This window comes from Bacillus sp. B-jedd (assembly GCF_000821085.1).
Taxonomy (GTDB): domain Bacteria; phylum Bacillota; class Bacilli; order Bacillales; family Cytobacillaceae; genus Bacillus_D.
On record NZ_CCXR01000001.1, the window covers coordinates 3,712,389 to 3,734,878 of the forward strand.

Here is a 22,490-nt window from a genome sequence, read left to right on the forward strand (position 1 = left end):
GCCTGAAATTCCGACTATCCACGGCTCCATTGATTGAAACCTGAATGCTCTTTGGCAGAGGAAAAAACTCCTCCGCTGTAAGCCAAGTATACCGGAAAATGGCGATTGAATGAAAAGATTTGGATTCCCCTCGTCTGGCTTCAATCTGGCGGCCGGGCCAGTATTTTCAACAGAGTATTCACACCAAAAGGCACCGCCACTTCAACCGGACGGTGCCTTCGCATGCTATTTACTTTCCATCAAATTTAATCTTCATCGCTTTGGCAATTAGAACAGGCAAATCTGTATTCTGATGCAGCCCGTTGAAAAGATCGGAACCTGGGCCGAACGCATAGAGTGGAACGTCTACTCCGGTATGGGCGGTGCTCGTCCAGCCGACCCGGGCACGCTCGGAAACGATCTCGTTAATTGCCATGTCCGGTTTGGAAGCTGTCCGCACTCTTTCCGCTTCAGCATCGGTCAGATCCAGTCCGGTATACTCCTTCACGACCGCCTTCACATTGCTGCGGCCGGAATCCAGCTTGGTGACCATATAATCCCCGGTTGCGGTTACGTTGCGGAGAATTTCAACGTTGGCATCATAGACGCCATATCCGCCGACGGACATGCCGCCAGTGTCATGGTCGCCTGCCACAACGACAAGCGTCTGCCCGTCTTTTTTTGCAAAAGCAAGTGCCTTGGCGAGTGCCTCTTCAAACGCGGCGACATCGCTCATGGCCCAGGCTGCGTCATGATCGTGCCCGGCCCAGTCGATTTGGCTGCCTTCGACCATTAGGAAGAATCCATCTTTACCTTTCTTTAGAACATTTATAGCGGTTTCCGTCATTTCCCCTAACGTCGGCTCATTCGTTTCATCCCTGTCCAATGAAGGTGCGAGGGCGTCTTCGGCAAAAAGACCGATCAGCTTGTTGGACTTTGCGGCACCAGCGAGTTCATCCCTGCTCGTGATGTATTGGTAGCCGTCCTTTTTCGCATTGGCAATCAATGAATCAGGGAAATATTTTTTCCCGCCGCCAAGCAGAACATCGACGCCGTTTTCAAGCAGCTGCGGAGCGATTGACGCTTCGTCAGCGCGCGATGCAACGTGGGATGCAAATACAGCCGGGGTCGCGTGCGTAATGGTTGAAGTGGCGACAAGGCCGGTTGCTTTCCCCTTTTCTTCAACTGTTTCCAGAATTGTTTTTAGTTTTTTGCCGTCAGGAGAAGTGCTGATCATTCCGTTGTTCGTTTTAACGCCGGTGGCCATCGCTGTCCCTGCCGCGGCTGAATCGGTCACTTCAGAATCGGCCGAGTATGTACGGTGCATCCCGACTAGGATTTGGTCCATCTGGCTTTCCTTTCCTTTAAACCAGCGATAGTTCGTTGCGTAGGATGCGGAAAATCCGTCCGGTATCAGGAAAATCACATTTTTCACTTTGCCATGGTTATGGTTGTAGGTAGAATCTGCCTCAGCACTCGGGCCAGTAAAATAAGAACCCGCCAACGTTCCAAGTGCCATCGCCGTTACGGCCGTCATCGCCAAAACCTTTTTCTTCAACATCTTCATTGCCATAAAATCCCCTCCCGTGTATAAAATACAATCTCAGTATAAGAGGTTCGTATTAAGCTTCTGTTAATAGAGGGTAAACATTCCGTTAATAGTAAAAACAGGAATTAACTCCCGCCTCTTTTCGACAACCCGCATCCTAAGCCCCACGGAAATTATCACAAAACGCCAAACAAAAGCAGCCCTTACTCCTATCATCCTCCAACCTAAACAAAATAATCCAAACTAAAAACCACCCTAAAACTGACACGTCATTTTTTCGGGACGATCTCATTACCTCATTTTCCAACAAAGTACATAGTGCCAGTTTTTTTGGGGTATAGGGGAAGGAATATTTTTGGAGGAGGTTGTGTATGAGGGCTGTTACGTTTCAGGGTGCGAAGGATATTCAGGTGAAGCAGGTGGAGGCTCCGCGGATTGAGAAGGATGATGATTTGATTGTGCGGATTACGTCGACGGCGATTTGCGGTTCGGATTTGCACATTTATCTTGGGGCGATGCCAACGCATCCCGGATATGTGATTGGACACGAACCGATGGGAATTGTTGAGGAAGTCGGTCCGGCGGTGACGAAAGTGAAGAAGGGTGACCGGGTTGTCATTCCTTTCAATATTTCATGTGGTGAGTGTTTCTTTTGCAAACACGACATGGAAAGCCAGTGCGACAATTCGAATCCGAATCCGCTCCTGGATTCTGGCGCGTACTTTGGGTTTACTGAGCGGTTCGGGAATTATCCGGGCGGCCAGTCGGAGTATCTCCGCGTGCCATACCGGAATTTCATGCCATTTGTCATCCCGGAATCATGTGAGCTGGAGGACGAAGCCCTGCTCTTCCTATCGGACGTTTTGCCGACGGCTTATTGGAGTGTGGAGAATGCCGGGGTGAAGGCCGGAGATACTGTCATCGTGCTTGGCTGCGGACCGGTCGGGCTGATGACGCAGAAGTTCGCCTGGATGAAAGGGGCTGAGCGCGTCATTGCGGTCGACCATGTCCCATACCGACTGATGAAAGCAAAGCAGATGAACAATGCGGAAATTTGCAATTTCGAAGACCATGACGATACCGGCAAGTTCCTGCGCGAGCTGACGGGCGGAGGAGCAGAAGTCGTTATTGACTGCGTGGGGATTGACGGCAAAAAATCAGCGATGGAGAAAATCGGCCAGAAGCTTCACCTTCAAGGCGGTACTCTTAGCGCGATTGAGATTGCGATGAATGCAGCCAGGAAATTCGGGACTATTCAATTGACCGGTGCTTATGCCGCCCTCTTCAACGCCTTCCCGCTTGGGCATATTTGGGAGCGGAATCTTACCTTGAAGATGGGCCAGGCGCCGGTCATCCATTATATGCCTCTTCTTTTTGACAAAATCACAAATGGCGAGTTTGATCCGACGGAAATCGTCACGCATAAAGTTCCGCTCGATGATGCTGCAAAAGCATATCAGATTTTCAATGATTTCGAAGACGATGTGGTAAAGGTTGTCCTAAAGCCTTAATTATTTGTGTTCATCACTTTCTATCCACTTCCCCTCATAAAGCATTTGAGGGGATGTTCTATTTGAGTAAGCACCGCCAAAAGCAACCGGCTTCGGCTGCCGTTTTATAAAGATTCACACGTGGGATTTTTCGTTTCACGATGACTCAGACTGCTTTGATTTACCGGCATCTGGACGAAGCGCTGGGTCCGGCTCCCACACTTCTGATTCATTAGTCCTATTAGAGCCGAATTTCGGATTATTTAGGCTGTTATTTTGTTTGTTTTTTACTTGAATTTTTGTGTTTTATGGTAAAATGGTAGGAGAATGGAATAAAGGACGATGCGAATGAGACCGCTTACTGGGCTTTTTACCTCTTTTTTTAGTTTAGGTTTTAAGGATAAGAAAGCCAGCCGTGAATTCCGCAACTATGCGGACAGCCTTATTTTTGAGAGGATTAAATTGGTCTCAATGATGCTGGTTCTTTCTTATCCATTGTTTTTTTTCGTTGATTTGTTTCTTCTCAGGGAATTGGGCCGCATAGAGTACAGGGTCAACCTGTTCATGATCCACACGTCGAGTTTCCTGATTTCCGCTGTCTTTTTATACATGTATAAAAGAGCCGGTAGTCTTCCAAAAAAAATTATCAATTATACATATATATCTTATTACCTGCTGATCGGGGCAATTTCTTCCCTAAACAGCCAGCACATGACCGGTACGATAGCTGCCTATTTAATCATCCTGATTACAGTTGCGGCTGCCTTTCCGATGAGGCCTCTCCATTTTTTCATTATAGCTGCCTGCGTCCAGGTTTTTTTCGTTCTCAGGCTTCCTTTTAATGTAGATAATTATTATGCCCTTTTGACGAAGCAGATCAATTCAAGCGGAGCCGCGGTAGTATCCCTTTTAATCTGCTATAGTTTCTATTCTTTTCAAAAGCAGAACTTCATTAACGAAACCCGGTTCAGGAATAAGGAAGAGAGCTTCCGGAGGCTGTTCAACATGAACCCCTCTCCGCTGATCCTGGCTAATTTTGAAAGCAATAAAGTCATCCTTATGAACAAGCAGGCAACAGACTATTTCCAGACGGGCAGCCAACCGATTTCTGCCATTGACCCGGGTATCATTTTCCCTGGGGCTGAAGAGCGGGAATCCGTATTGGAGCAGCTGCGCAGCCATGCAAGTGTCCAGAATTTCATGATGGCCTACGGAGATTCCCGCTGGGCAGTGCTCAATTTTGAACAAGTGGAGTACATGGAAGATCCTTGCATGCTGATTGGCATATCCGACATTACTCCTTTTAAGAAGAAGGAAGAGGAACTACACAGGCACGCCTCCCTCGATACACTGACAGGAATTATGAACAGGCGGCGCGGGATTGAGATGCTCGAGGAGCTGGTGGAATCTCCTGCTGGACAGGATTTCACTCTTTGTTTCGTTGATATTAATGATTTGAAAACAGTTAATGACAAATACGGGCATACAATCGGCGATGAAATGATTAAGCTCATTTGTACTGCGATTTCAGAGAATATTGAAGCGGCGGACATCTTCTTCCGGCTTGGAGGGGACGAGTTTGTCATCGTCTTTATGCAAAAAAATGCCGCGGAAGCGAGGAGCGTCCTCAATACGATTGCGATTGAACTTGAGCTTCTCAACGTCGGAATGCAAAATAGCTTCCAGCTTTCAGCGAGCTACGGCCTTTATGAATACGAGCCAGGCTCCAGGATTTCCGCAGAGGAATTGATTGAATTGGCCGATAAGGAAATGTACAAAGAGAAGGCCGCCAAAGCCATCACCAGCTGAAATTTGTTTAACACAAGAAAGCCCTGTGCACAAACAGCACAGGGTTTCATTTTTTTCGTTCGAATTTCTTTAGGGCGGCTGCATAGCGGAACGGAGACTCGCAAATCTTCAAATAATTCTTCTGGCTAAGGGCTTTGAACCCGTTGAAGGACGGTCTCGTATTCGCTTCAATGAACCATAGCTTCCCTGTTGCATCGAGACATAAATCAAGGCCGAATTCGGCGAAACCCTGTTCTCTCTCGTCCATTGTCCGACAGAACTTCTTGCAAAAATTCATAATCTCCATCTTGAATTTCTTAATGCTGTATTTATTCCCATGTGCGAGCTTTAGCGCTGTATTGATCCGCAGCGCCCTTCCCCCTGTTGAAATGTTCGTGACGATATGTTCCGGTGCCGCAAGCCTGACTTCCATGCCGTGACAATGCCACTTTCTGTCGGCGCCCTTTTGCATGACGACACGGATATCCCAAGAACTGCCGTTTATTTTTTTCATCTCAAGATATTGCTGGACAATATACTTTTTTGCAAAAATATAATCCTTTTCAAGAAATTCCTTCAGCAAATATATCGGGATTTCCATTGTAAGGGGAAGACGGCCTTTCCTATCCTGATTTAGTGCAATTCGGCATACTCCCCGGTTAACCTCCTCGATGACGATGATTCCGCGTCCGCGCGACAGTCCCGCCGGCTTGAGAATCACTTTGCGGTGTTTCTGCAGAAACGAAAGAAGGCTTTCCATTGTCAGGAGTGCCGTCTCCGGCAAGTATTCCGCAAGCTCAGGATCCTTTTGCAAAAGAAGATACATTTCATATTTATCGATTTTTTTCGGGTTGAATACAACAGTGCCATGCTGTTCTATGAATCTATTTGTCTCTTCATCCCCGTTCAGGAAGCTCCTCCTATAAATGACCTCCGGGAACGGAAACATCCCGTATTCCCACTTATTTTGCAAAAAGTTGAAAGCGAGTCCGTAAATCTGCTCCTTTTCCCAATCGATTGATGAGCATTTAAATCCATAGATGAGCCCGCCGATTTCCGGATAGGCGCCCATAGCGTCAGTGCATTCAGCCATCAGCTGATCATTGTAAAGATAATGCTGTTCCCCAAGCAGCATACCGATGACTGGGCCGAGCCGATATTGGTCCGCACCGGCCGGTCTAAGCTTAAAGACCATTCCTTCCGGCAAAAGCAGCCCTTCCATCAAAGATGGTGAGCAGTACAAGGGGGCGGGATATTTGAAATCCGTACCCGCCCCTGCCCCCGGCTGTCCGGCAGCGTAACTCACTCCCATCGTTCTACCGCCAAACTCAATCCTCACTCTGCTGCCATCGGCTTGTGGTTGGAGTACAGGAGGGAGAAGGACGGCTGGTTCTTGGTTCGGGAAAGCCTTTATTTCAATCCACATGACTGACAGCTTCCTGGTTCAGCATTCCGCTCATATATAGAAGAACATTGGATAAATAGCTCTGTCCCCGCCCGCCTCTTGCAAGCGGGTGAATGAGCGAACTGCTTTGTTCGGCGCCACCAAAAAAGTACAGATATGGCGACCCATCCCGGTCCAGATAGAAATCAAGATAGGCTGTACCGAGGTGCGGAATGAAGTGGCCGAGATACGTGATGCAGGTCAAGGCGCACTCCATCAATTTCCGGCCTGTATCCCCTTCATCATTTCCGGTCGCCCGATCGTAATGGCTGCCCGTATTGTAAAAGGCAAAGCTGGCCGATGTTTTTGCCACCATGTTTACAATATCCCAGTGCTGCCGGTCATTTTTCTGGGCATAGACCCGGATTGTGACCGGCTCGTTTTCAAAATGGATACAGTGTCTGCCATCGATAAGGTAGGCTGTTTTCGTCCCAATTTTCTTTTGCAAATCAGCAAAAAGGTTTTCGCCATCCGAAAGGACTTTCCGGTTTTCCTCACTGATGACCCAATCGTTGTCCCTCCGCTTCTCCGCTGTGATTAACTTGAAGTCTGACGCAGCCCGGTCAGGCAGCAAAAATATATATTTGGAGTCAGAAGCAATTTTTTGCAGATTTTTTCGGTTAAACAAAGCAAAGCGCGGCAAAAAACTTCCCCCGCTTGGGAGCGAGGAAACCATTTCCAATACATGCAGCTGCCTGAACCTGTTTACCGGATTAACGATCTGGACTGTTGCCGATTTTTGCAGCAGCTTGATTTTCCGGATGCTGGCAGGCTTCGTATGGGCAGCCAGGTTGTAGATAATCTTCGGAATGTGCGTAAGCGCCTCTGTCTGGACTTCCCCATTTTCGACGAGGATGCCCTTAATCATATTATTTTCCACATCCATTTCGCTGATTGGAAAGATGATAATCTTCACCTTTTCAACAACGGAAAGAGCAGAAACTTCTTCCAGCAGCGCCGGCAAAACGCCCGCATGCCTTTTGGAGTGATAGATGATTCCAATCGTGGCTGGCTTAAGCTCTTTATAATGGCTATAGAAGGCTTCAAGCTTCTCCAATACCTGTTTATGTTCCTCAAGGATCGGCAAAAAGTGGTTCAGCTGCCCTTTAAACTGCTCTGGCAAATTCTCCATCTCGAGCAGTCTGGCAAAAAGAAGATCCTCCTCAAGGGAAAGCTTTAGCTTTTTTTCATTATTTATATAAAGCAGATGGACAATATGGAAAAGATTATGATCAATCACCAAACTCCTCCTCCTCAGGCCTCGCTTACGCATAGTTATCCTTACAGTATATGCAGGAAGTCCAAGGTTTCATGACATGCCCGGGAGGGAAACGGGATAATACGATTTTGTCGGGGAAGGATAATTTTTGAGGCGTAATCTCTCTTTAAAGGCGGGGAAACGAAACTTTTGTCAAGATGAGGAGGAATGCAGCATGAACCAGCGGCGTATCATCGCATTAGTCCTTTGCTTCTTTTTGGGCGCTCTTGGGGCGCACCGATTTTATGTCGGCAAGGTTGGGACCGGCATCCTGCAACTGGTTACCTTCGGCGGGTTCGGCATCTGGGTTTTGATTGATTTCATCACGATTTTGACCGGAAGCTTTAAGGACAAAAACGGCATCAGGATCAGCGAGGAAGTCTAATGCGGCGGATAACAAAAATATGCACCTGGCGGACGTATACCGGCAGGTGCATGTTTTTTTACTATTTATAGGATTTTATTTCACTCAGCATGCCCACAACTGCGATCCTAGCCGGCATGAGTTTGGTCAAGCTGTACTTTTCCCGCATCCCGATTAAAGAAAATTTTCATCATCGGCGGTGTGACGATCGTTGTAATTAAAATGACAACGACAAGCGAGGCGAATAAATCCTGGGTCAGAAGCTTGGTGTTAAGTCCAATCGCGGCAATAATCAGCGCGACTTCCCCGCGCGAAACCATGGCAGAGCCGATTCCTAACGAGCTGTTCCAGCCAAAGCCGGCCAACTTCGCTCCAAGACCGGCGCCGACAAGCTTTGTCACTACGGCCAGGATGGTCAGGACGGTGACCATGACGATGTTTTCCTTAAGGCCGCCGAAGTGGGCGGAAACCCCGATCGAGGTAAAAAAGACCGGGACGAAAATCGAATAGCTGATCGTTTCAACCTTTTCAAAAACCTCATCCTTATAGCTTGTCACACTGATGGCAATCCCGGCGATGTACGCGCCGATGATGGCAGCCACCCCTGTATATTCGGCGAGATATGCAAATACAAAGCAAACGATGAGTGCCGATGAAATGACTGTTTCCGAAACTTTAAGCGCGTCGAACTTCCGCATGAAGACCGGGACAATCTTCCAGCCAACAAGGATGGCCCCCGCGAAGAACAGGACTTTTTTCAGGAACATCGTCGTAAGGTTGACATCTCCTCCGGCAAAGCTCATCAAGAAGGCAAGGGCGATAATGACAACGACATCATCAATGACCGCCGCTCCCATGATCGTCATCCCCTCACGCGTCTGGAGCTGATTCAGTTCCTTCAATGCCTGGACGGAGATGCTTACACTTGTCGCCGACAGCAGGAGGCCAAGGAACCATGATTCGAATGATGACAGGCCGAACAGCCCTCCAATAAAATAGCCGCCGACGAGCGGAAAAATGATTCCCCCAAACCCGACAAATGAAGCCGCCAGGCCGGATTTTTTGAAATCTTCAAGGTCTGTCTCAAGCCCTGCGATAAACATGAGCAGGATGACCCCAATCTGGGCTATTTGAGACAAAGTGTCTGTTTCAGTGACCAGTCCGAGAACAGACGGGCCGAGGATAATCCCAATCAGCAGCTTTCCAAGGACGGAAGGCTGCCCGAGCCTAACACTGAGGCTCCCGGCTGCTTTAGAGGCAATTAAAATGATTGCCAGCTGCAAAATTAACATGCTATTCCACCCTTTCCCCAAATTCGTCTTCATTCTCTAAAACCGGAACCCACCAAAATGGGCTCCGCCACGCCTTTTTCTGCAGTCGGGAGGACCCTGCTTTCCAAGGCCTTCCACGCATGCAAAAAGAGCCTGCCAACCAAAGGGCATACTACTCCCTACGGTGACAGGCTCCTCCAAAAAACGAGTTATTTTTTTCTCCCAATACTTTTATACCATATCTATCAGACAATTTCACTACTTTTGGCATAAATTTTTTCATTTATCAGAATTAGCAATAAATTCTAGATTGGTTTCGAATTAATAATGACGCCTTTCAATGACTTTTCTTCCGCGGCTTTTTCAGCTACTAAACCTGTATCGGCAATCGTCGCAACCATTCGCTTCGGATGAAACAGGCTGTACAGGACAGGGACAATAAAGAGTGTCAGCAACGTGGAAGTTGCCAGCCCGCCGATGACGACAACCGCCATTGAGGAGGAAACAATCCCGGCATGGCTGGAAACCGCCATTGGAATGAGGGCTCCGACCGTGGCAATGGCTGTCATCAAAATTGGCCTGATCCGAATGACGCCTGCTTCGAGCAATGCCTCCCGGGCAGCCAGTCCTTGCTTCTCAAACTGCTTCACTTTATCGACAAGGACGATTGCGTTCGTGACGACAATCCCGTTCAGCATGAGCAGGCCAATCATGGCCGGCATCCCAATCGGTTCGTTGACAATCCACAGGCCAAGCAGTGCGCCGATCAGCGAAAACGGAATTGAGAACAAAATGACGAACGGTGCTCTTCCCTCGCCAAAAGCAATGACCATAACGAGGTAGACAAGAAGAATACTGACGGCAATCGCCATCGCCATATTCCTGAAGCCCTCTTCCATTGCCGCCGAAGCGCCTTCCTTGTAGTAATGGACATTGTCCGGCAAATTAAGAGCCGCGATTTTCTGATCCGCTTTTTTGGCAATATCGCCGGTTTTACTGTCGGTAATCTGGGCAAAAACCATCACATACTCATTCTGATTTAAATGAGTGATTACCATCCGGCTGCTGGCACGCTTTAAAGTCCCAATGTCCTTTAGCTTGACCGGCACCCCCATCATATTGGTGATTTGCTGCTCTCCAAGTTCATCAAGTGAAGATACATCCTCCATTTTCAACCCGAGTTTCACATCTGTTTTATTATTATCCATCGTCATGGTAGTGACAGCATCCCCGTTAATCAGTTCGCGCAAGCTTTTTCCGACCATCGCCGGCATCAGGCCGTGTTCAGCGAGCTTCTTTTCATTCAAATCGATCTGAATTTCCGGCTCATCCCCTTCAAGCGAAGATTGGACATCTGCCATGCCGTCAATTCCTTTCAGCTCTTTCACAATCTCCTTGCTGGCTGCTTTAATGTCTTCAAAGTCCGAACCATTCACAACGAGCACATATTGGGACTGTCCCCCGCCGGCAAGGCCGCCGACCCCGGTAACGGAAATTTCTTTTGCAACCTTCAATTTCGCGAATTGCCCTCGCAGATGTTCAATGAACCCATCTGCATCCTTTACTGAATCATTGATCTCAAAGGTAATGGAAGCGCGCCCGAATTGCCCATTAACACTCGTGCTGACGAGCTTCACTTCTTTTTTTGCCAGCAAAATGTCCTCAACCACACTGGCCGCGTCTCTTGTCCTTTCAGGCGAAGCTCCTTTATCCATTGTTAAACTCACGTCAAAACTGCTGGCCCGCTCCTGCGGCAGGAATGTCGTCCCAAGCTTTGGCGCAATCAACGCGATGGACCCGGCGAGGACAACAATCGATACTAGCAGCGTCAATACCCGACGCCCTAGTACCCATGCAAGGGAAGAACGGTATGCTCTTTGAATAGGCCCTTCTTTATGCTCCTTCGGCGTCAGCTTGAGGAGGAATAATTTTGACATGAGCGGAACGACAGTAACCGCGACAATAAGCGAAAACAGCAGCGAGATGACAATCGTCCAGGCGAGGGGCGCGAAGAATTTCCCGATGATTCCCGGGACAAATGCCATTGGCAAAAAGACGGCGACCGTTGTAATCGTCGAGGACGTAATCGCCTTGGCGACCTCCCTAGTCGCTTCTTCCACAAGCGATTCGTTCCGCTCCTTGGAAGCACGGATCCTTCTGAATACATTCTCGATGACAACAATCGAATCATCGACGACCCGGCCGACCGCAACCGCGATTCCGGCAAGTGTCATGATATTAAGGGTATAGCCAAGCATGTTCAGCACCGTAAACGAAGCGAAAATAGACAGCGGGATCGAAATAATCGCAATGATGGTCGAGCGGATATTTCTCAAGAACAGGAAGGTAACAATGACTGCCATCAGTGAACCGAGCAACGCTTCCCGCAGCATAGCATAAACTGAATCCTTTATTTCAACAGACTGGTCCCGGAGCACCTCGATTTTCAAGCCGTCCGGCAACCCCGCGCCTTTTATTTCCTCCCTTGCTTTTTCGACGATCGACACCACATTGGCGCCGCCTTCCGCGACAATTCCAATCCGGACTCCTTCCTTCCCGTTAATCCTCGTAAAATCACTTTTATGCTCACTTTCATAGCTGACCTCAGCAATCTCGCTCAGCTTCACCCGTCCCAGATTCTCCGCGCCAGGCAAGAAGAGGGTGACGCCTTTTAAATCTTCGAGCGATTTCAGTTCCTTCCCGACCCGGACAGGCAGCGTCTGCCCGTCAAGCTCTATATCTCCTGTCGGGATGGACATATTGTTGGCAGTAATCGCTCCCTTCACCTGGTCGAGCGTGATGCCGCGCTTCTTCATCTCATCCGGCAAAAGGCGGATGTTGACACTTTTGCCGTCAATCCCCCCGGTATCAACTTTACTGATACCGTCAATTGTCTCCAGCCTCGGGACCAGCTTCCCCTTTACGAAGTTCTGGACATCGGCACTTCCTTCACTCGCATACACGCCAACCGCAAAGATCGTTGGATCAGGTTCAGGCCCCTGCAAAATGAACTCTGGCTTGCTCGCCGTTTCCGGGAGCGTAATTTTGTCAATGGCCGCTTTTGCCAGCTGTTCCGCATCCTTCATATCGACAGCCATATCGATCTCCATTGTGGAATAAAGGGCGTTGGCCGCCGCATCTGTATAAATATTCTTAACCCCTTCCACGTTCATCAGTTCCCGTTCGACCGGCTCGCCGATCTCCTGCATCACCTGTTCCGGCGACGCGCCCGGATACGGGATGACAACCGTTAAATACGGGATATCCACATTCGGATACTTTTCAATATTGATTTCTTTCAGGGAATAAAGCCCCCCTGCCAAAATCAGCATCATCATCAGAAACAGCGCAACTGCATTTCTCATACTGAATTGAATCACTTTTTTCATCCCGTTAATCTCCCATTCCTTTTATTGGCCAGAGGAATACTCTGGTATTTACTCCTCTTTATGGTAAATGGTTTGCCGTTTAAGGGTATGAAGCTATGGAATGATTTTCCTCTAGGACTTGAGGCTGAGGGGGGATGGGCAAAATGGGAAGGTGCTGTCCGGGGCCGGGTAAGTAATTAACATAAAAGAAAAACAGCCCCCGACTGCACGCAGGGCTGATTTCGTCTTCTATATTCTCTTAGGTTTCGGGCCATTTTTTAGTTGACCTGTCCTTATTTCGCTCTTGGGATGCTGAGTGTTTTCCAGCTGTCATTTTTGATCATTTTTGCAATATAAATGATTTGGCCGACATGGCCCATGGAATGGACGACACTTCTTTGAATGGCGCTCATCACTGAATAAGGTTCCTGCCGGATGAACACCGTCCTGTCCAGGTCACTGTCCGTTAAATCGCCCAATGTCCCGAACAGCACATTCCAGCCAGATTCCCAGTCCTCGAGAAGCGCGTTTCTGGACTCGTACTCACCAATGAATTCCCCATCGCGGTTCCGGTCCGGCTTTTCCCCGTCAGTTGTCAGAAAGGAACTGAATCTCGACCGCAAGTTCCCGCTCATATGTTTCACAATAATCGCGATGCTGTTCGATTCTTCGTTTGGCGCGAAGTGAAGTTCCTCCACCGACAATTGGTCCATCGCCTTTTCAGCCTGGCTTTTCATTTCTTCAAAGTTCTTGCGGGTTAGTTTCAAAAAGTTCGTTTCGGTACTCATTGAGTGGATCCCTCCTATATGAAAATTTCAAGCTCAAATAGTTTTTGTTTCAGCGGCAGCCTTTGACCTGATTTCATAATTCAGATCGAGAACGCGGATCCCAAATAGGTATGAAGCGTGATAGGCTTTGATGATTCCGTGTTCCATCCACACATCAATCGTTTCATTGATCGGAATGCGGAAGCTTTTTTGCCAAAGGGTGAGGTAAACGCCGTTATGGTCGTCCTTCTTTTTCTCCGAGAAGGAGGTGAGGGTGACACCGTCTTTCCCATAATGCCCGATTCGAAGGATGCTGGTCATGCCGCCAGACGGAAGCGGGAAGAAAACGTTATAGAAGCGCTCACCGCTAGCATTTAGATGCGTCGAATAGGCGGCGACATAGATGGCTTTACTTGTCATTTTATCGCTTCTCACCCAGGCGCGTACATTTTCACGGCTGTCCTTTCGGTCGATCAGCTTAAACATCCGGCTGTCCACCTCTGTCAGCGCTTCTTCCTTCAAGGTCGGGAAATTCATTTGTTCAATTATGATCGACAGCTTTTTATATAGGCGCGCCACCGGGTAGAAAAGCGGGTTCCAGCGCGGCTGGACGTCCATATCATATCCAATTGTGTTTGTATAAAAGTCAGCAATCAGAGGGCTGATTTTGCCAGGGAAAAATTCATTCCTTGTAAAATCTGCCATCGAATCGACCATCCCGGCCGGATGCCTGGCCGTGTTTGCGATAAGGGCATTCCGGCTAAAAAAATCGGTGCCAATCCGCCCCTGTCCCATAATGGATGAGAAGGGAATTTCCTTTAACGGGAAATGGGACTGCGGCTTAAGTTGGAGCCATCCAGCAAGGCCGAAACCAGTGAATAACAGAGCGTTTGTGATGCCGTGAAAGGCCGCCATAAACGGAATGTCAACCAGCCTGAGGGCATACAGGGCGGACAGCAGCATTGTAAACATCAGCGAGCCGGATGAAACCATCAGCGGGACGTGCTTTGTTTTGAATGAGTACCAGCAATATGTATAGAGTGCCGCGGCAAAAGCGAGCACCGTTGCAATTTCAATTACCCGTGAATAAGTAATGCCAATCGCAACGGCCAGCGGCGATAGAAGCAAGACGACCATAGTAAGATGATATTGTTTTGAGATGCCGCCGTTATCCTTCAGCCATCTGCCAAGCAGCCCGGCGAAGAGCAGAGCGAAGAGGCTCGAATAATGGAAATGGATTGCCGTCAGCAGTGCAAGCGTACCGGAAAAGCCGAACAACGCCCAGCCTTGTTGGGCAACGACGAACCATACTCCGCCAATAGGTAAATAGATCATCGAAAAGTCGATCAGCGTCTCTTCAAGATAAAACCCGCCTCTTTCAAAAAAACGCAGCGCGCCATACACGCCGATCAGCGCGCAGTAAAGGAGCCATGCGAAAGATAGCGATGGGACTAAAAATGAAATGATTGCGGCAGCCGCAAACACGGGGTGGGCTTTCTTCAGAAAAAGAAAGAAACGGCTCCGCCCCCCTGCCAGCCGGAAATAAACGGGTATATATAAGGTGATTGATAGAATTAAGATGAGTTGCAGGATGTGATATGAGTCCAAAGTGCTGTGGCCCCTTTCTGAAATATGAGCTCCTTAATATATATTTCTCTTGTGAGTGGCGGATTTCCTTTTTAGCCATAGTGCAAATATAAAATTAGGCGTTTAACCTTTTAGTGAACGAAGGGCCGGTTGACTGGCGAGGGAGAATCAAAATCTTTGGTGAATGAAGGGCCAGTTGGCTCTGGCGCCTGTTCAGGCGCTACTGTGAACAAAGGGCCGGTTGGCTGGAGCCCGTTCGTTCACTAGGGCTTTTTAGAATTGGCCAACTCTGTTCGCGTTCTAAATGGCTTTTAGAGCCCGGAGGACACAATCACACCAGCGGTTCGGGCTCTAAGTCTTCCTTTAGAGCCCCGAGAATCCGGTCACCTCAGCGCTTCGGGCTCTAAGTCGGTCTTTAGTGACCGAAGGACCTGATCATCCCAGCATTTCGGGCTCTAAATCGGTCTTTAGTGCCCGAAGGACTTGATCAACCCAGCAGTTCGGGCTCTAAGTCGGTCTTTAGTGCCCGAAGGACTTGATCACCTCGGCGGTTCGGGCTCTAAGTCGGTCTTTAGTGCCCGAAGGACTTGATCATCCCTGCGGTTCGGGCTCTAAGTCGGTCTTTACAACGCGAAGAATCCCTCGGCCGACTCTGTTCGCGTTCTATATTGGCCTTTACAACGCGGAGGGACCTTTGGCCGACCCTGTTCGCGTTCTAAATCGACCTTTACCACGCGAAGGGGCCTTTGGCCAACTCAGTCCGCGTTCTAAATCGACCTTTACAACGCGGAAGAGCATTAGGCCAACTCTGTTCGCGTTCTAAACCGACCTTTACCACGCGAAGAATCCCTTAGCCAACTCTGTCCGCGTTCTATATCGACTTACCAAAGCAAAGCATTGTTATATTGCCAAATTGTTTAACGTGGATGAAGCGCTTCATCCACGTCTCAATTTCCGGTTGTATTTTCGAATAGCATTGATTTTTTTCAGCATGGCGGGGTTTTTTAGGTCGTGGAATGGGACGTCGCCGGGGTTGGAGTTAATTTCGATGATTTTGACCTGGAGGTATTGGTTGATTCCAAGATCTAGGCCCCAGATTGTTTTTTCGGGGAAGAGCGGGTGGAGTTTTTCTGCGACGGTGAGGCATACCTGTTCCATTTCTTTGACGAGTTCTGCTTTCTTCCTGTCCGGCAGCCCAAGAGACGTGAATGCTTCTTCCAAAGTCAGCAACCCGGCCCGGTTATGCTTTAGATTTGTAATGAAATATCCTTCCTTCGCCATTTTTGCATAGCTCCCCGTCACCTGCCACTTCTCCGAGTCCAGCTTCCTCTGGACGACCATCCTGATATCAAGGGGTTTGCCTCCAATTCTCACCAAATCCACAAGCTCCTGGATGATATAAGGCTTCAGCCTCCAATCCAATACGCTCTGTAGATAAGCGTATGCGTCCTGCCGGTTATGAAAGATTCTTTTTTGATCACGGTGATAGACTTCTACTTTGCTTGAATGGTCTGCCACTTTATAAACTTCCTTCCCGCCCCCTTGGGAAACAGCAGGTTTGATAATGGCGGTTGCGTAGTAATTGAGCATGGCATTGAATGATTCTTCTGTCAGTTGGACTGTATAAGGCATGCGGCCGGCCATATGTTCATCTTTTTGAAAAAATAAAAATTGATGCAATTTATTCCCCTTATCCATTTTCAAATCTATCTGCTCCTTTTAACCAGTTGAATTGTTATGACAGAATATGCGAAAGTTCATGGTTTGCTTGTTCAAAAGCCTGATTTTCGGGTAATTGATAAATAGCCAGCTTAGTTGCGTAAAATTTAACAGTTTGAATTTCGCTTCAGGCGGGAACCAAACTTTCACATGATACTTTCAATATGAGAGGGGTACGTTCATTCATGGAAATTACACCATTTTTGACATTAAAAGAAATATACGGGCCGCAGCTCGTCTTTAATCCAAGGGTTTCCTATTCCGGTCTAGGCTGGATTCCAAAGGATTCTGTCTTCGATGATTTCCGTACTGGCGCCTTGCTTTCCATTGCAGGCGATATGCCTTTTGTCTGTAATGAACGGACAATTACCGGTGAAGCGCTCGAACTGATAGAAAAGGCCGGAATCACACCAGCGGAAAACCTGCTGACGTATGAATGCAAGGAAAGCTATTACAGCCTGCTTGATTCACTCAAAAACAGCTCTAAAAAACAAGTTATCAATCACGCTTTTCCGGATTCGGAAATCCCCGAAGACCACTATTGGATAGACCAGTCGGTATTTTCATATTTAAACAACAAGGCGAACCTCCAGGAGATTGTACCGAAGGAAAACCTTCCAAGAAGGACCGTCATCCGCCCTGATGAGACGGCTGACATCAGGAAGGAATGGGATTTGCCATTCGTTATGAAAGCCGCGACCGATTTACCGAACGGCGGCGGGCACGATGTCGTCCTCTGCCGCGAAGAAAACGACTTTGAGGAGGCATGCAAGCTATTAAAGGACTGCGAAAGCATTGTCATCGAAGAACTTGTGGATGACCGAAAAAACTTCTGCCTCCAGTTCGCAAAAACGCTGGATGGACAAATTCATTATCTTGGAGCGGGAGAACAGATCGTCTCGTCCGAAGGGAATTATGAAGGAAACTGGATTACCGCGGATGGCGGACCACCTGAGAAGGCAATCGAGGCTGGCCGCGCGATCATGGAAAAGGCGTGCCAGCTTGGGTATAAGGGCGTGGCCGGATTTGATATGCTCGTCACAAATGATGGCAGGATTGTCTGCATTGACTTGAATTTCCGCCTGAACGGTTCAACTCCGGCATTGCTTTTGAAAGACAGCATTTTCGACCGCCGCGGCAGCCGGCATCTGATGTTCCGCAGCTGGAGAGTCAATAATTCCTGGGATCAATTCCAGGCTGATTGCCAAAGCATGGTTGAAAACGGAACCCTTGTCCCAATATCCGTTTACCATCCGGAAGACCCTTCCGGCAAAAAAACGAATCCATTCATCAGCGGCATCATTCTCGGCGACTCAAAAGAGGAAATTGAGGAAAAAGAACAATTTCTTGGTAAGCGTGGCTGGAACTAGCCGGCTCCGCCCACCTTCTGCAAAAATTTCTATGTAGTTGCCAGCACAGGGCCGATTTTCAACTTTTCAAAAAGATAAGTTGACTAATCGGCCTTCTATTTTGGCAAACTAAAGGATAGTTTACAGGGGGTGGAGGAATTGGGTCTTTTAGATTTTCACCAGAGCCAGGAGGCCCTTTCGGTTCTGGAGTGGATTCTTCGCGCGATTATCGCTTTCGTCTTTTTAGTGGTCGTTGCCAAAGTATTGGGCCAGCGAACCATCTCAAAGTTAAGGCTCCTCGATTTCGTCATCGCGCTTGTCATCGGAAACATTATTGCCCACCCATTATCCGACCAGCATACCGGCATGAAAGGCTCCATGATTACCACTTCGGTCCTCGTAGTTTTATATTGCGCCGGGATAGCCTTAAATCTGAAATGGCCATGGTTCCGGAGACTGGTCAGCCATCCTCCCATCACAATCATCGAGAATGGCAAAATCATGTATGATGGTCTAATTAAAGCGAAAATCTCACTAGATGATGTTTTGGAGGAAATGCGCGAAAAAAAGATTGTAGATTTTCAAAAGGTGGCGCTTGCAGTCTGGGAAGCCGATGGGCGGATTTCCTTCTTCCTCGATCCGCAATATGAACCTCTAACCCCTGCGGCCCTTGGGGTGAAAACCGAGCCCTTCGATCTGCCCAGAGTCATTATAAAAGAAGGAACCATTAATCATGAGGAGCTTCAGCAAACAGGGAAGAACGTGCAATGGGTTGTTTCGGAGCTGGAAAACTCCTATCATGCAGAAGTAAAAGATGTCCTCCTTACCACACTGGATAAGCAGGATAATCTCAGGGTCTTCTTCTATAAAAATGAAAAAACATAACCCCCGTGCTCCGGAAGGGTTATGTTTTTCTATATAGCCCCGTTTGTACTAACCAGCTTAAATCAGCCCCCGCTCTTTCAAAAAGCCGATGACCTGCCTGGCGGATTCCGCTACCGTGGCCGACGAAGTATCGACGACCAGTTCCGGCTCAAGCGGGATTTCGTATGGGGAATCAATACCGGTAAATTCCCGAATTTCCCCTCTCCTCGCCTTTTGGTATAAGCCCTTAACATCCCTCTTTTCACAAACCTCAAGCGGGCTGCTCGTGAAAACCTCTATAAATTCCCCGCCATCAAACAGCTTTCTGACTCCGTCCCTATCCTCCCGGAACGGAGAAATAAACGCAGCCAGCACAACCTGGCCGCTGTCGACGAATAGCTTGGAAACCTCGCCAATCCTGCGGATGTTTTCAACCCGGTCCTCCTTGCTGAAGCCGAGTCCGCGATTCAGGCCATGGCGGATGTTATCGCCATCAAGGACATAACTCCTGACCCCGAGGCTGTAAAGCTGCCGGTCCACTTCATTTGCCAGTGTCGATTTCCCAGAACCTGAAAGGCCGGTAAACCAAAGGACAAAGCTTTGATGGCCGTTTAGATGCTGCCGGTCCTTTTTGCCCAACACTGAAGGATGCCAGGTAATATGCTCAGTCATGTTTCTCCACCCTTTCCCGCAGGATGGAAACCTGCTTTTTCATGCCTTCAATCAGAATCTCCGCCACCTCGGGCCTGCTGAATTCCGGCGGGGGCAGCTCCCCATTTTGCAGCATCGCCCTGACCTTTGTTCCCGATAGTGAGACATGGTGTCTTTTATCGTGAGGGCAGGTTTTCACTGATGCCATATTTCCGCATACTTCGCAGTAAAAGCTATTTTCGAAAAAAATCGTCTGGATGCCGATTTCTTCTTTTGCAAAAAGGGAGAATATCTTCTGGGCGTCATAGGTGCCATAATAATTCCCTACTCCCGCGTGGTCCCTGCCGACAATAAAGTGGGTACAGCCGTAATTTTTCCGGATCAGCGCGTGAAAGACGGCTTCACGGGGACCCGCATAGCGCATCGCCGCTGGGAAGACTGACAATAAAACTCTGTTCTTTGGATAGTACTTTTCCAAGAGGGCCTTATAGCTTTTCATCCGGATATCGCCAGGAACATCATCAGCCTTCGTTTCGCCGACGAGCGGATGGAGGAACAGGCCGTCAACTTGTTCAAGGGCGCACTTCTGGATATATTCATGGGCTCTGTGGACTGGATTGCGCGTCTGAAACCCAACGACGGTTTTCCAGCCAAGGTCGCGGAACAATTCCCTTGTCACAGCGGGATCCCGCTTTTCAGCTTTGTATGGGCCATCCGGTCTGTTGAGCATCAGGACAGGTCCACCTAGATAAACCTCTCCCCGCTCAGACAACTTTTTTACGCCCGGATGTGCCATATCTTCTGTCCTGTAGACAAGCCTCGCCTCCTTTTCCTTATTCGGAATGAAAATATCGGTGACCTCCATGGTCCCATAAACTTTTCCTTCCCGCACAAGGTTGATCGTATCCCCAGCGGCAATTTGGCTGGCCACTTCTTTTGAAACAGGAAGGCACACAGGTATCGTCCAGACAACGCCATTGCCAAGGCGCATTTTTTCTACGACAGACTCATAATCCTTTTTGCTTAAAAAGCCGCCGAGCGGGCTATAGGCCCCAATCGCAAGCAATTCCAGATCGCTCAGGGCCATTGCATCGAGTTCTACCCCGAAATTGCGATCATCAATCTGCGCACCCTCCTTCAGCCGGTTGATCAGTGTTCCACCATGAGGATGAATCATGTAATCTTCCTCCTAACGTTTTCTATGGATGCTTTTTTATAAACGAGGATGTTTTTCCTGCCTGCCGGTTTTGCAAGGCTGATTAAGCCTGCCGTTGCTATGAATACGCTTATGACAAGCGTGATTGAATAGTAATCGAACTCCATGAAAAGCTTGATCAGATTGTAGGAAAGGACGAGCGAGACAAAGGGGGATATGAGCCAGATCTTCAGGAGGCGGCTGATGACTTCCTTCCCCAGGACCGACCACCCTTTATCGGACAGCCCGATTCCCAGGATGCTGCAGGTCGTGATTTGCGTTTGGGGTACCGGGATACCAAATAATGAGGCGATAATCACTAAGGAAGCACCAAGTCCGGAAACTGCGCTGCCCTGCAGGAGGGACAATTCCGTGATTTTCTTTCCATTTGTTTCAATCACCCGGCCGCCCAAAAGGAATGCTCCGAACGCCACGAACAGCCCTCCAATCACAATCCCTTTATTTACTGTAAGAATGCCCGCGGCAACGAGTGGGCCGACCGAATTGGCGACATTATTCATCCCAGCCGAGAACGCTTCAGCAAAGCCTGTAAAAATAACGAGTCCGGTAAAGAGCGTGCCCCACTTCCCTCTTTGCAAAAATTCCAGGCTATGCTTATGCTTTTTCAGGACAGCATTGGCCAAAAAGGCGAGGAGGAGGGCAATAAGCGGAAAAAGCAGCCAGTAAGAAACGATTTTTAAAAGCGTCGTCACATAGACCTTTTTAAAGGCAATCCCTACCCCGACAATCGAACCGACCGTCACTTCGCTTGTCGACAAGGGAATGCCAAGCAAATTCGCGGCGAACAGTGTAAGGGTCGCGGAGGCAAGGAGAATGATCGAGATTTTAACGGTAATCATATCCTGTGGAATGATTTTCGATCCAAGTGTTTTAACAACTTCCCCTCCACCGAGTGAAGCGCCAAGCATCACCCCGGCCGCACAAATGAGGAGGGCAAATCTCCTTCTCTTTATCGCTCCGGATCCATAAGCAATCCCCATGGAGGCTGCCGCCCCGCTAGCCCCGATATTCATCGCGAAAAAAAATCCAATCGCACACGCAAGAATGATCAGCATCATCTTCAGCTGCTCCCTCTCGCCTGATGGAGGCCGCACTCCGTTTTGCCAGTGCCCTCCCATCTTCCCGTGCGGAAATCAGCCCCTTCCGCTACAGGACGGGTGCACGGTGCGCAGCCGATGCTCGGATAATTCCGTTCATGCAGAGGATTAAAGGGAAGATTATTTAACTTGATATAATTCCAGATATCCTCCCACTTCCAATGAATGAGCGGACAGATTTTAATATTTTTGAAGTTTTCATCCTTATTAATGTACTGAACATGTTTTCTCGTCTCCGACTGTTCCCTCCGCAAGCCGGAAATCCATGCTTTGACGTGGCCGAGCTCTTTTGCGAGTGGTTCAACCTTGCGGATTTTGCAGCATTCGTTCGGGCTGCGCAACCAAAGCTCCTTTCCGTAAAGGGCCTCCTGCTCATCCAGCGAGAATTCCGGCTTTACGAGGGTCAGCGTTAATTGCGGAAACTTTTCCTTTACCTTGTCGATCAACTCATATGTCTCGGCAAAATGAAGGCCGGTATCGAGAAACAGAACCGCCGCTTCCTTCTTTATCTTTGAAATCAAATCAAGCATCACCATGCCCTCAGCACCAAAGCTGCATGCATACACGACCTCATCCCCATATTCTTCGTAAGCCCATTTAAGGACATCCACTGAGTCCCAACGCTTCTCCAGCAAAAATTCGGCCTTTCCTTCTTCCCACGTCTCATAGGTTAAGATCTTTTCCATCCTCTTCCCCTCGCTTCTCACGGATTTGGGCTGGGGCATTTCT

The 22,490-nt window shown here is 48.6% G+C and carries 17 protein-coding genes; 5 read left to right on the forward strand and 12 right to left on the reverse strand.

All coding sequences use genetic code 11. From position 1 onward, the window contains the following. Positions 1 to 229: 229 nt before the first annotated feature. Entirely contained in the window at positions 230 to 1,552 is a 1,323-nt protein-coding gene (locus BN1002_RS18305) for an alkaline phosphatase (protein ID WP_331386398.1), read from the reverse strand. A gap of 347 nt (positions 1,553 to 1,899) precedes the next feature. On the opposite strand from BN1002_RS18305, the gene BN1002_RS18310 reads away from it, so the two are divergent. Together BN1002_RS18310 and BN1002_RS18315 are read left to right on the forward strand one after the other, a co-directional pair. Then, positions 1,900 to 3,039: a zinc-dependent alcohol dehydrogenase gene (locus BN1002_RS18310; protein WP_048826953.1), complete on the forward strand. Its 1,140-nt coding sequence runs from the start codon at positions 1,900 to 1,902 to the stop codon at positions 3,037 to 3,039. Positions 3,040 to 3,366: 327 nt separating this feature from the next. Further along, positions 3,367 to 4,827, forward strand: coding sequence for a sensor domain-containing diguanylate cyclase (locus BN1002_RS18315; protein WP_048826954.1), 1,461 nt, complete (start codon positions 3,367 to 3,369; stop codon positions 4,825 to 4,827). Between the two features lie 46 nt (positions 4,828 to 4,873). On the opposite strand, the gene BN1002_RS18320 is transcribed toward BN1002_RS18315, so the two are convergent. Beyond that, positions 4,874 to 6,232, reverse strand: coding sequence for a YheC/YheD family endospore coat-associated protein (locus tag BN1002_RS18320; RefSeq protein ID WP_048826955.1), 1,359 nt, complete (start codon positions 6,230 to 6,232; stop codon positions 4,874 to 4,876). Next, positions 6,222 to 7,490 carry a YheC/YheD family protein gene (locus BN1002_RS18325; RefSeq protein ID WP_148362817.1) on the reverse strand — a complete coding sequence of 423 codons (1,269 nt, stop codon included), beginning with the start codon at positions 7,488 to 7,490 and terminating at the stop codon, positions 6,222 to 6,224. Before BN1002_RS18325 ends, BN1002_RS18320 begins: the two co-directional genes overlap by 11 nt. A gap of 193 nt (positions 7,491 to 7,683) precedes the next feature. On the opposite strand from BN1002_RS18325, the gene BN1002_RS18330 reads away from it, so the two are divergent. After that, complete coding sequence (locus tag BN1002_RS18330) at positions 7,684 to 7,893, forward strand: TM2 domain-containing protein (RefSeq protein WP_048826957.1); 210 nt, start codon at positions 7,684 to 7,686, stop codon at positions 7,891 to 7,893. A gap of 107 nt (positions 7,894 to 8,000) precedes the next feature. On the opposite strand, the gene BN1002_RS18335 is transcribed toward BN1002_RS18330, so the two are convergent. From BN1002_RS18335 to BN1002_RS18355, 5 genes are all read right to left on the reverse strand, one after another. Further along, a complete protein-coding gene (locus BN1002_RS18335) occupies positions 8,001 to 9,164 on the reverse strand; it encodes a cation:proton antiporter (RefSeq protein ID WP_048826958.1) in 1,164 nt (387 codons plus the stop codon). A gap of 284 nt (positions 9,165 to 9,448) precedes the next feature. After that, the gene (locus BN1002_RS18340) at positions 9,449 to 12,532 is read right to left on the reverse strand and encodes an efflux RND transporter permease subunit (RefSeq protein WP_048826959.1); all 3,084 of its coding nucleotides are present in this window, start codon (positions 12,530 to 12,532) and stop codon (positions 9,449 to 9,451) included. Between the two features lie 272 nt (positions 12,533 to 12,804). Continuing rightward, the gene (locus BN1002_RS18345) at positions 12,805 to 13,299 is read right to left on the reverse strand and encodes a DUF1572 family protein (protein WP_048826961.1); all 495 of its coding nucleotides are present in this window, start codon (positions 13,297 to 13,299) and stop codon (positions 12,805 to 12,807) included. 33 nt (positions 13,300 to 13,332) lie between these two features. Continuing rightward, positions 13,333 to 14,886, reverse strand: a complete 1,554-nt coding sequence (locus tag BN1002_RS18350) for a YndJ family protein (protein WP_048826962.1) — start codon at positions 14,884 to 14,886, stop codon at positions 13,333 to 13,335. 915 nt (positions 14,887 to 15,801) lie between these two features. Continuing rightward, positions 15,802 to 16,563, reverse strand: coding sequence for a YheC/YheD family protein (locus BN1002_RS18355; protein WP_231575119.1), 762 nt, complete (start codon positions 16,561 to 16,563; stop codon positions 15,802 to 15,804). Positions 16,564 to 16,769: 206 nt separating this feature from the next. On the opposite strand from BN1002_RS18355, the gene BN1002_RS18360 reads away from it, so the two are divergent. Further along, positions 16,770 to 17,954: an ATP-grasp domain-containing protein gene (locus BN1002_RS18360; protein WP_048826966.1), complete on the forward strand. Its 1,185-nt coding sequence runs from the start codon at positions 16,770 to 16,772 to the stop codon at positions 17,952 to 17,954. 138 nt (positions 17,955 to 18,092) lie between these two features. After that, a complete protein-coding gene (locus tag BN1002_RS18365) occupies positions 18,093 to 18,818 on the forward strand; it encodes a DUF421 domain-containing protein (RefSeq protein ID WP_048826967.1) in 726 nt (241 codons plus the stop codon). A 57-nt stretch (positions 18,819 to 18,875) separates the two neighbouring features. Here the strand turns inward: BN1002_RS18365 and cysC are convergent, their stop codons facing one another. The 4 genes from cysC to BN1002_RS18385 are packed head-to-tail and all read right to left on the reverse strand — an operon-like array spanning position 18,876 to position 22,447. Next, positions 18,876 to 19,469, reverse strand: coding sequence for an adenylyl-sulfate kinase (gene cysC / locus BN1002_RS18370; RefSeq protein WP_048826968.1), 594 nt, complete (start codon positions 19,467 to 19,469; stop codon positions 18,876 to 18,878). After that, a complete protein-coding gene (gene sat, locus BN1002_RS18375; RefSeq protein ID WP_048826969.1) occupies positions 19,462 to 20,625 on the reverse strand; it encodes a sulfate adenylyltransferase in 1,164 nt (387 codons plus the stop codon). The genes cysC and sat overlap by 8 nt, the downstream gene beginning before the upstream one ends. Continuing rightward, positions 20,622 to 21,722, reverse strand: a complete 1,101-nt coding sequence (locus BN1002_RS18380) for an inorganic phosphate transporter (RefSeq protein WP_048826970.1) — start codon at positions 21,720 to 21,722, stop codon at positions 20,622 to 20,624. The genes sat and BN1002_RS18380 overlap by 4 nt, the downstream gene beginning before the upstream one ends. A 2-nt stretch (positions 21,723 to 21,724) precedes the next feature. After that, entirely contained in the window at positions 21,725 to 22,447 is a 723-nt protein-coding gene (locus BN1002_RS18385) for a phosphoadenylyl-sulfate reductase (RefSeq protein WP_048826971.1), read from the reverse strand. Between the last annotated feature and the right edge of the window lie 43 nt (positions 22,448 to 22,490).